Genomic DNA, 9,156 nt, shown 5'->3' on the forward strand with positions numbered 1-9,156 from the left:
CACAACCGGCACCCTCTACGACGAGGCGACCGCCTGGTCGCATCACGCCGAGAACGTTGCGGCTTGACATTTCAGCTCCTGGGATGTCTCTCAGGAAGTCCTCAGCTGGTCAGGGTAGCTTCGAGGCCGTGCGAACACCGTCCGCGCGGGTCATGGACCCGATCGGCATGCTGGTGCGGCTGGGCCTCGCCGCGGTGTGGATCGTGTCGGGGGGCGCCAAGGCGGTGGACCCGAGCCAGACGTACCTCGCGGTCCGCGCCTACGATGTGTTGCCCGACAGCCTCGTGCACCCCGTTGCCGCCGTGCTGCCGTTCGTCGAGCTGGCGCTCGGGATGTTGCTGGTGGTCGGCCTGGCCGTCCGGTGGGTGGCGGTCGCGTCGGCGGTGTTGCTGGTGGTGTTCATCGCCGGGGTGGCGCAGTCGTGGGCTCGCGGGCTCACGATCGACTGCGGGTGCTTCGGTGGTGGCGGCCAGGTCGCGGCCGGGCGCACGGAGTACCCGCTGGAGATCCTCCGGGACCTCGGGTTCATGGTGCTGGCGGGGTGGCTGATCGTGCGCCCGCGTGGCGCCTTGTCGCTGGACGGCTGGCTGCGGCCGGCGCGAGTGGTACGAGAGGACTGACCAGGTGGGCGGGGCTCAGCGCAACGAGCGCAGGAAGCGGCAGACGGAGCAGCGGCCGGGCGCGGTGGTCGCCGCGGCGCGCCAGGCACCGGCGGACCGGACGCGGATCATCGTCGTGATCATCGCCGTGGTGGTGGTCGGGGCCGCGCTCATCGCGTTCGCCGTGATCAGCAACAACAAGAAGAACAAGACCGAGGGTCAGGCGATCGCCCCGCAGACCAGTGCCGCCAGCGTCAGCATCCCCGCCAAGCGCGAGGGCGGCACCGTGCTCGTGGGCAAGGACAGCGCCAAGGTGACGGTGGACGTCTACGAGGACTTCCTGTGCCCGTTCTGCGGCAAGTTCGAGCAGACCTACCACCAGCAGATCGACCAGAAGGTGCAGGCCGGTGAGCTGAGGGTGCGCTACCACATGCTCCCGCTGCTCAACGAGAAGTCCGACCCGCCCGGCTACTCCCTGGACGCGGCCAACGCGGCCCTGCTGGCCGCCGACGCGGGCAAGTTCGTCGAGTTCCACAACAGCCTCTATGCCGCAGGCACCCAACCCGAGGAAGGCTCCCGCGGCTACGACGACGACCAGCTGATCAAGCTCGGCAAGGACATCGGCATCACCTCGCCCGCCTTCGCCGCCGGCATCAAGTCCAACAAGTACGACAACCTGCTCAATGCCGAGCTCGAGAAGGCCGAGAAGACGCCGTACCTGCAGCAGGACTACGGCAACGGCCAGGTCGGCTTCGGCACGCCCACCGTCGCCAGCGGCCAGAAGATCGTCGACATCAGCGACCCGAACTGGCTCAACCTGCTCTCCTGACCCCCGCTGCAAACCCCTGGACGCCGTCCTGTACTGTCTATCTCGCACCACGGGGCTGTGGCGCAGCTGGTAGCGCATCACACTGGCAGTGTGAGGGTCAGGGGTTCGAGTCCCCTCAGCTCCACAACTGAAGATGTTTCGGATTCGCCCGTTGACCTGCGAAAACAGTGTTGGCGGGCGATCTTGTTTCTCTGACCATAGTGGACAGTTGACTCCTTGGGTGCACCTGTTGGCGCATCCGTGGAGCAGTGATCTTGGTGCGTTCGGTGCCCGGTTGATTGGGTCGGCTGACTCTGACCTGGCCTTGGGGTCTGTGCCGTTTCGACGTGTTGGTGTTGTCCCGCGCGGGGTGGCTGTGGGGTGCAGTGAGCCCGGTGCGTCCTCGCGGCCGGGGTGAATGTCGCAGGTGGGCAGTGCGTTGCCAGCGCTTCTCGAGGCACCTTAAAAGATGGGTTTCGACTTCGGGGGCAACGTGACTGTAGGTCTCGACCAACCGGTTGCGTAGGTGGTGGCCGAGGCGTCGTGCTTGGGCGATTTCGGGGACGTGGTCGGCGATGAGCCAGGTTTTGTGGCTGTGGCGGAGTCCATGGAAGGTCAGCCCAGTTCGGACGGCGGGTACGCCGGTGGTGGGGTTGCCGTCGCAGGCGGGTCGGAGGACGCGTCGGTCGAAGGTGCTGCGCCGTAGGAGGCAGCCGCGGGGGCTGGTGAACACGAACGAACTGCTCGCTATGTGTTGGTGCTGACGAAGCAGTAACGCGAGGAACCGGGGCAGGCGGATGGTCCGGGCCGAGGCGGGCGTCTTGGGTGGTCCGAGGTAGAGGGTGTGCTTGGACTCGTGCAGGGCACCTATGTCGGGGTCGATGGTGATGGTCGCGTTGCCGGGATCGGTCAGGTCGACGTTGTGCCATTGCAGTCCGGTGAGTTCGCCCCAGCGGCATCCGGTCCAGGCGGCGGTGATGATGAGGAGCCCGGCTGAGGGGCCGCCGAGGGTGGTGGCGGTAGCGGCGATGCGCACGATGTGGTCGGGCATGGCCCAGACACGTTCGCGGGCGCTCGGGGTGCGGTCACGCCGCCGGCCGCGTCGACGGCGGCGGACGGGGTTGCGGGAGATGAGTTCTTCGTCGACGGCGTCGTCGAGCAGCATGGAGAACACAGTGCGGATGGTCGCGACCGTGGACGCCGCATAGCGAGTTCGTAGTTGCTGATCCCAGCGGCATGGTCATGTACGGCGCCGACTGTGGGCCAGACGGCAGACGGTGCTACAACCCTCATGGCGAGGGTGGGCAGGCACCCGGCAACGCCGCGCCTAAATGTTGCACTGTCGGTCAAATATCGATAGGCAAGCCAACGAAGGACGTCACGGTAGTACACGACCCAGATCATCACGTGACCTGGATCAACGGCTATCGTCTGGATGATGGTGCCCCTTCTATACGAACATTGGCCGACTATCTTCAGGGTCAAATTGGATCCGACGGGTATGAGGCGAGCTACGGCGGTGCGGAATATCCAGGTGGGATAACTGCAGGCCTACTTGCGCAGGGGTGTAGCAATGGAGATATTGATTGTTCGGAAGAGTTCGAAGAGGGTCTAGTTGCCACCAACGTAAATAATGGAAATCAGCCGCCCTCTCCCCGTGAAATCCGGGAGGCAATGATCGCCGGGGGGATGGCCGTCGGCGTAGGCGGTGGCGGAAGGCTGATCGGTAAGCTTTCGGATCCGCTTCCCGGTGGATTGAGCAAGAAGACAGTGGCCGCTTACGAAGAGATTAGAGCAGGTCGTGGCACGCTTCGCCTCGATAGTGTGGGAAATCCGACGGTGTTCCAAGGGCGTCGGCCGCACGAGCGATTCTGGCGAGGAGCTGTTGAGTACGACGTCCCTGTACCAAGACGGGTAAGGGCAGAATTCTCGTCAAAACACTGCCCGATGGTCGAGTCGTGGCAGGTTGGACCGATAATCATTACGAACAGATATACCCGTTCATGGCGCCACACTTTCCGAATAGCGGATGGAGCTAGTTCCGGTCACCCAATAGACTCCAGGTACAATACGGGTTACTCTAGTGGCGAAGAGACAGGCGGACCGTGTCGAATCTTCCGTTGTTTCGACTAGTTGATTATGAAACCGATAGGACCATACTTAGCGCGGCAGATGTAGAGGGGTTCTTTGATCATCAAAGCCTCGACGAACAGTCCTCACTGAGAATTACGTTCCGCGGTGTAGCGGAAATTGACACAACTGTCAGTCGACTCGAAGAAGGCGCGCTTTGGGTCGTTGATAGCAGTGGGAAATGTATCGGTGAATACTACTGTGGCGATACGAAGATTGACCACTCGATGATCGGGACGGATGCCCGGGTGCGCGCACTGGTGTGCGCAACCACTGAGGAGCTCAACGCTTGGATCCCCAATATCTGGCGTCAATGGTCCTCGCGTATGCCTGTCAGTAGAGGGCAGTGGGTTGGTGAAAATGCCAAATGGACGTCTGGCTGGCTCCACGTTGTCAGAATGTCTTGGTTTGCCACCCAAAAACCTCTTGGTGTTCTAGGTGAAGGTAATGAATTCCTTCTGGACTGCACGCAGGTGCACACTATGGACGAAATGTTCATCGCCCTTGGTGAGGCCTTCAACGGTCCTGGAGGTTACTTCGGGTCCAATTTGGACGCTGTGGAGGACTGTCTGAGGTCTTCAACTAGGGACTTGAATACGGTGGTGCTCCGTTTGGTGAACTCCGATCGTCTCAAACGGATTCAAGACCAGCACGCACTCGGAACCCTATGGGAAATAATGGATCTGCACGATGTATCTGTGATGTGGTCCTAAGAGGGTGTCTCACGTGCGTTGATCTTGATCTGTCCCGATCATAGTCGTGGTTGATGAATCCGTCGCGGCGGTTGGTGCCGGATGATTTTTGGGCGTTGGCGCAACCCGTTGATCCCGCGGTCCGCTCGGCGTCCGCAGCGTGTCTTGTGGGGGCCAAACCCCACGGCCCCCTGCCGGGGGCGAGCCTCCGGACCCCCACGGTGGTACCAGAGCACAATTCCGGTGGACTGGACCCGGGCTGGCACTGGTTGTGGACAAGCAGCAGCGGATGGATCGCCGTACGCCACCACCGCCGGCCCGATGAACCCGGCTGAATCCGCGGCCATGATCCCCAGGCGGTCGTTCGCCAGCGTTCAGCCGACTGAGAACTTTCTCTCGCTCCGTAACTCGGACAAATACAGATGTGCTGGAGAAAGGTGGCGGTCTGCCTCGGACGAAGGAACGCCTTCGAGGCCGATGCGCCTTTTGGGCAGCCGCCTCAACTGGCATCCTTCGCAGACGGGGATACGTTGATCCGCACGCTCGCGCACGAGTGAACGCACGTTTATCAGATCACTGCCTTCGGTGTTGACGCCCTGAACACCATGAAGGCCGGGGAATTTGAGCAAGCGGCGTATAGCATAGAGCAGTCGTTCGTCGATTTCTGGCACGCTGGTGGTGGCACGCTGTGATGTTCACGTTTCGTGTTGATGAAGTTTGGAGTCTCCCCGGGCGGCCATACCCTGTCGCGTGTGGGGTGCTTGAGGTGGGCGAAATATCAACCGGGGACGAGGTCGAGGTGGCCGAGCTCGACGGGTCGGTAGCGACAGGCACCGTGCAGGCGATTGAGCTACACGGGACTGTCACGGAGGGTGATATCCGTCGCGTCGGAATAATGATCAGCGGCCCGGCAATGGCAGCGCTGCGGAACGGCGCAGTCGTGCGAAGTAGAGCATGATCTCGGTGCTGGTCGAGAATCCCGGCTAATAGACGATTCTCTGGTCGGCGGGTTTTCTTGAGGTTCCTGTGTCGTCACGCAGACTTGGTGGCCTCGGTGGGAACCGCGTCGATGGCCGCGTTGGGTGTGGGGCCGGGTGCGGGGTAGAGGTAGCGGACCAGCAGGACGGCGAGCACGCCGCCGACGATTTGGGCGCCGAGGTACAGGGGTGCCGACGACGGCGCGATTCCGGCGAATGAGTTGCTGAACATCCGGCCGATGGTGATGGCGGGGTTGGCGAAGCTGGTCGAGCTGGTGAACCAGTACGCCGCGCCGATGTAGGCGCCGACGGCGGCCGGGGCCTGGGCGGCGCGGCCGGTGCGGACGAGCGCGAAGATGATCAGGATCAGGCCGATGGTGGCGACGACCTCGGCGAGGCCGTGCGCGGCGGTGGCGCGGTGGGTGGTCGCGATGCTCACCGCGGACGCGCCGAACATCAGGTTCGCCAGCACGGCACCGCTGACGCACCCGACGACCTGCACCGGCAGGTACGCCAGCGCGTGGCGCCACGAGAGGCCGCCCAGGGCGGCGTCCACGAACGACACGACCGGGTTGAAGTGGGCGCCGCTGATCGGTCCGAACATCAGGATGATCGCGAACAGCCCCGCCGCGGTGGCGGCCGCGTTCTCGGTCAGCTCGAGCCCGACGTCACCGGGGGAGAGCCGTTGCGCGGCGATGCCGGACCCGATGACCAATGCGGCCAGCAGGAGGCTGCCGAGGTATTCGGCGACCAGTTTGCGAGCGAGCACGCCGCATCACCCCGTTCTTGCGGTAAGGGACATCGTCCACTGTGGACCGCGCCGATGAAGGCGGGTGTCACGAGCGGCGTTCCAGCAGCACGGTGTCGCGCCAGCGGCCGTTGAGCTGCGCGATCCGCTCGCGCATGCCGACGGTGCGGAAGCCCGCGCCGTGGTGCAATGCCAGCGCGGCACGGTTTTCCGGGAAGATCGACGTCTGCAGGGTCCAGAGGCCTTGGGCTTCGGCGTTGGCGATCACGTGGTGCAGCAAGGCTTTGCCGACACCCTGACCGCGGAACAGCTCGGCCACGTACACGGTGGTCTCGCCGACCCCGTCGAACCGGTCGTCGATGGCGGCGGGCGCGACCGCGGCGAACCCGGCCACGGTGCCGTCGACCTCGGCGATCCAGCGGTGGCGGGGCAGCCACAGCCGTTCCAAGGCGGCGCGATCGGGTGCGACCGCGTCGAAGCCGGCGTTGCCGGTGGCGATGCCTTCGGTGTAGATGCGACGCACGGCCGGCCAGTCGCGGGCGCGCAGCTTGCGCACGTTCACGTGGTCGCCGAGGTCCTTGAGTTCGGCCGGTGGCGGGGAAAGCAGGCCCATGACGACGTCGGTGGCGTGCGGCAGGCCGACGTAGCAGGACGAGTTGACGGTGACCAGCGTTGCGGTGCCGGCCTTGCGGACCCGGACGAACCCGGTGTCGGCGAGCTTGCGGACGTGGTGCGAGCACGTGGACTGGCTGATGCCCAACTGCTCGGTCAGTTCGCCGATGGTGATGGGGGTGCCCGCGGTGGCGACGGCGTGCAGCGTCCGCACCCGGGTCGGGTCGGCCAGGCACGCGAACCACTCCGCATACGTCGTGGCGTCCTCGACGGTGAGCAGCGTCGCGGCCGGTGCGGTGGTGGTCATGGCGTCGATTCTGCCGCAGGGACGAGTTTGCTGAGCGAGGGCAGGCCGAGCACGACGTTCGCGGCCATGGGCAGGCCCGCCTCGCAATCGTGGTTGATGCCGTAGTAGATGCTGGTGCCCGCGCGGCGCCGGGTCACGAACCGCACGTGCGCGAGGATCTTCAGGTGGTGCGACACGGTCGGCTGGGCGATGCCGAGGTGTTCCACGATGGTGCCCGCGGGCGTCGGATCGGGTTGGTGGGCGAGGAAATGCACGATCATCACCCGGGTCGGGTCGGACAGTGCGTGGAACCAGCGCGCATAGGTCTCCGCGGTGTCCCGGTCGAGTTCGTCCGCGCTCACGTCGGCGAGGCTAGTTGGCCAAGGTGAACACCAGGGCCGCGACGACTCCGGCGACCGGTGGGGTGACCAGCCACGCGATGAGGAAGTTGCGGATGGTGCCGCCGGAGATCCGGCTGAGGTTGGGTCCGGCCGAGCCGGCGATGGCGCCGGTCGACACGTGCGTGGTCGACATCGGCAAGCCGTAGCCCGCGCCGACGCCGACGAGGGCCGCGGTGGTGAGGTTGGCCAGGAAGCCCTCGCGGTGGTTCATCTTCACCACGCCCTCGCCGAGTTTCTTGGCCACCCGCATACCGCCGACGAGCGAGCCGACGGCCATGGCCGCGGTCACCAGGACCATGATGTGCCACGGCTGCATGCCCGCGGGCACGAGCGCGAAGGCGCCGACGGCGACGATCTTCGGGGTGTCGTTGAGGCCGCGGGCGAACCCGGTGGCGCCGCTGGTGAACCAGTGCGCGGCGGTCAGCACTCGCGATCCCTTCTCCTGGGCCGCCACGTCGGTGCGTGGCTCGGCGGTCGCGACCTGGCCGCCGTCGCCGGTCGGCACCGCCACAGCTAAGGAATCCTGTGCGGGCGGGGTGCGGCGGCGGGCGGCGCCGGTGGCGAGCGCGAGGACCAGCGAGATGGCGTAGGCGACGACGATGCTGACCAGCAGCGGCACGACGAGCTTGTTGCCCACCGCGCCCCAGGACACGCCGCCGGCGCTTAGCAGCAGACCGGCGCCGACCATGCCGCCGATCAGGGCGTGCGTGGTGGACACGGGCAGCCGCAGGACCGTGGCGAGCGCGACCCAGAAGCACGCGCCGGCGAGCACGGCGACGGCGAACGCCTCGTTGGTCTCGCCGGTGATGATGCCCTTGGAGAACAGGGCGGTCATCTTCGACGCCACCGCGAGCGAGCACACGCAGCCGATGAGCGTGGTGGCCGTGCCCCACAGGATCGCCGGCCGGTAGCTGGTCACGCCGGCACCGGCGAGGGTGGCGACGCCCTTGGGCACGTCGTTGCTGCCGTTGACGGCCGCGAGCGCCGCGACCAGGACGAAGACGGTGATCTCGATGACCGACACGCGCGGCTCCCTGGGGTGTTGGGGGTCTCGCTAGCTGTCCTCGCCCGGTTTGCGGGCGCGGATGATGGCGGCGTGCATGCCGTCCGCCGCTTCCTGGGTGAACTCGACCTCGCCGTCGACAAAGCCGACTTCGGCGAGCAGCGCGAGGTACTCGGCACGGGAGAGCGCCCCGGCCACGCAGGACGCGCGGCTGCCGCGTTCGGCGCGGTCCTCGGCGGTGAGGTGGTCCTCGGCGACCACGTCGCTGATGCCGAGCCGCCCGCCGGGGGCGAGCACGCGGGCCATCTCGGCGAACACGGCGGGCTTGTCCAGCGACAGGTTGATCACGCAGTTGGAGATGATCACGTCGACCGTGCCCGCGGGCAGCGGGACCTGCTCGATGTTGCCCTTGAGCAGCACGATGTTGTCGATCTCGGCGTCCTCGATGTTGGTCCGGGCGACCGCGAGCATCTCCTCGAGGAAGTCCAGCCCGAACACGCGCCCATCCGGCCCGACCCGACGCGCGGACAGGATGAGGTCGAGCCCGGCGCCGGAGCCGAGGTCGAGCACGGTCTCGCCTTCGCGCAGCTCGGCGACGGCGGTGGGGTTGCCACAGCCGAGGCTGGCCAGCAATGCCGCGTCCGTGCCGTCGCCGGGCTGGATGTCCACGTAGGCCCCGGGCCCGAACCGCACCGGGTCGGGTGCGCAGCAGCTGACGTCGGGCTCGGCCCGCGCCGCCTCGGCGGCCTTCTCCCGGTAGTACGCGCGGACGTCTTCCTGTGCCTGGGTCGTGTCGGTCATGCGGGTCCTAATCAGTTCTGGGAGTGAGTCATCCGGCACACTCCTGGTGGTAGCCGGCCGGCAGGTGAGCACTGATCGTTCCTGGACGTTGAGTCCTGC

10 protein-coding genes and 1 tRNA gene are annotated in these 9,156 nt (G+C 65.9%); 4 read left to right on the forward strand and 7 right to left on the reverse strand.

Annotation, left to right across the window (positions count from 1 at the left end; all coding sequences use genetic code 11):
* The first annotated feature begins 128 nt into the window (after positions 1-128).
* The 3 genes from EV186_RS38580 (at position 129) to EV186_RS38590 (ending at position 1,552) form a co-directional block, all read left to right on the forward strand.
* Entirely contained in the window at positions 129-620 is a 492-nt protein-coding gene (locus EV186_RS38580) for a MauE/DoxX family redox-associated membrane protein (protein ID WP_424984213.1), read from the forward strand.
* A gap of 4 nt (positions 621-624) precedes the next feature.
* Complete coding sequence (locus tag EV186_RS38585; RefSeq protein ID WP_133854522.1) at positions 625-1,428, forward strand: DsbA family protein; 804 nt, start codon at positions 625-627, stop codon at positions 1,426-1,428.
* Positions 1,429-1,479: 51 nt separating this feature from the next.
* A tRNA-Ala gene (locus EV186_RS38590) sits at positions 1,480-1,552 on the forward strand.
* On the opposite strand, the gene EV186_RS38595 is transcribed toward EV186_RS38590, so the two are convergent.
* Positions 1,544-2,572, reverse strand: coding sequence for a site-specific integrase (locus EV186_RS38595; protein ID WP_133854523.1), 1,029 nt, complete (start codon positions 2,570-2,572; stop codon positions 1,544-1,546). The genes EV186_RS38590 and EV186_RS38595 overlap by 9 nt on opposite strands.
* A gap of 940 nt (positions 2,573-3,512) precedes the next feature.
* On the opposite strand from EV186_RS38595, the gene EV186_RS38600 reads away from it, so the two are divergent.
* Positions 3,513-4,250, forward strand: coding sequence for a barstar family protein (locus tag EV186_RS38600; RefSeq protein ID WP_133854524.1), 738 nt, complete (start codon positions 3,513-3,515; stop codon positions 4,248-4,250).
* 353 nt (positions 4,251-4,603) lie between these two features.
* Here the strand turns inward: EV186_RS38600 and EV186_RS38605 are convergent, their stop codons facing one another.
* The 6 genes from EV186_RS38605 to EV186_RS38630 all read right to left on the reverse strand — a co-directional run bounded on the left by EV186_RS38605 (position 4,604) and on the right by EV186_RS38630 (position 9,057).
* Positions 4,604-4,900, reverse strand: coding sequence for a hypothetical protein (locus EV186_RS38605; RefSeq protein WP_133854525.1), 297 nt, complete (start codon positions 4,898-4,900; stop codon positions 4,604-4,606).
* Positions 4,901-5,261: 361 nt separating this feature from the next.
* Positions 5,262-5,975: an aquaporin gene (locus tag EV186_RS38610; RefSeq protein WP_133854526.1), complete on the reverse strand. Its 714-nt coding sequence runs from the start codon at positions 5,973-5,975 to the stop codon at positions 5,262-5,264.
* Positions 5,976-6,042: 67 nt separating this feature from the next.
* On the reverse strand, positions 6,043-6,873 hold the full coding sequence (locus tag EV186_RS38615; protein WP_133854527.1) for a helix-turn-helix domain-containing GNAT family N-acetyltransferase: 831 nt from the start codon (positions 6,871-6,873) through the stop codon (positions 6,043-6,045).
* Positions 6,870-7,214, reverse strand: a complete 345-nt coding sequence (locus EV186_RS38620) for an ArsR/SmtB family transcription factor (protein WP_133854528.1) — start codon at positions 7,212-7,214, stop codon at positions 6,870-6,872. The genes EV186_RS38615 and EV186_RS38620 overlap by 4 nt, the downstream gene beginning before the upstream one ends.
* Before the next feature lie 10 nt (positions 7,215-7,224).
* A complete protein-coding gene (locus tag EV186_RS38625; protein ID WP_133854529.1) occupies positions 7,225-8,277 on the reverse strand; it encodes an inorganic phosphate transporter in 1,053 nt (350 codons plus the stop codon).
* Between the two features lie 30 nt (positions 8,278-8,307).
* On the reverse strand, positions 8,308-9,057 hold the full coding sequence (locus EV186_RS38630) for a methyltransferase domain-containing protein (RefSeq protein WP_133854530.1): 750 nt from the start codon (positions 9,055-9,057) through the stop codon (positions 8,308-8,310).
* Between the last annotated feature and the right edge of the window lie 99 nt (positions 9,058-9,156).

Origin of the sequence: Labedaea rhizosphaerae (assembly GCF_004362825.1) — a bacterium.
Lineage (GTDB): Bacteria > Actinomycetota > Actinomycetes > Mycobacteriales > Pseudonocardiaceae > Labedaea > Labedaea rhizosphaerae.

What these genes read in the sequence shown, in the direction of transcription:
- EV186_RS38595 (WP_133854523.1), bottom strand. Translation starts at nt 2,572, where the DNA reads ATGCTGCTCGACGACGCCGTCGACGAAGAACTCATCTCCCGCAACCCC.
- EV186_RS38615 (WP_133854527.1), bottom strand. Translation starts at nt 6,873, where the DNA reads ATGACCACCACCGCACCGGCCGCGACGCTGCTCACCGTCGAGGACGCC.
- EV186_RS38630 (WP_133854530.1), bottom strand. Translation starts at nt 9,057, where the DNA reads ATGACCGACACGACCCAGGCACAGGAAGACGTCCGCGCGTACTACCGG.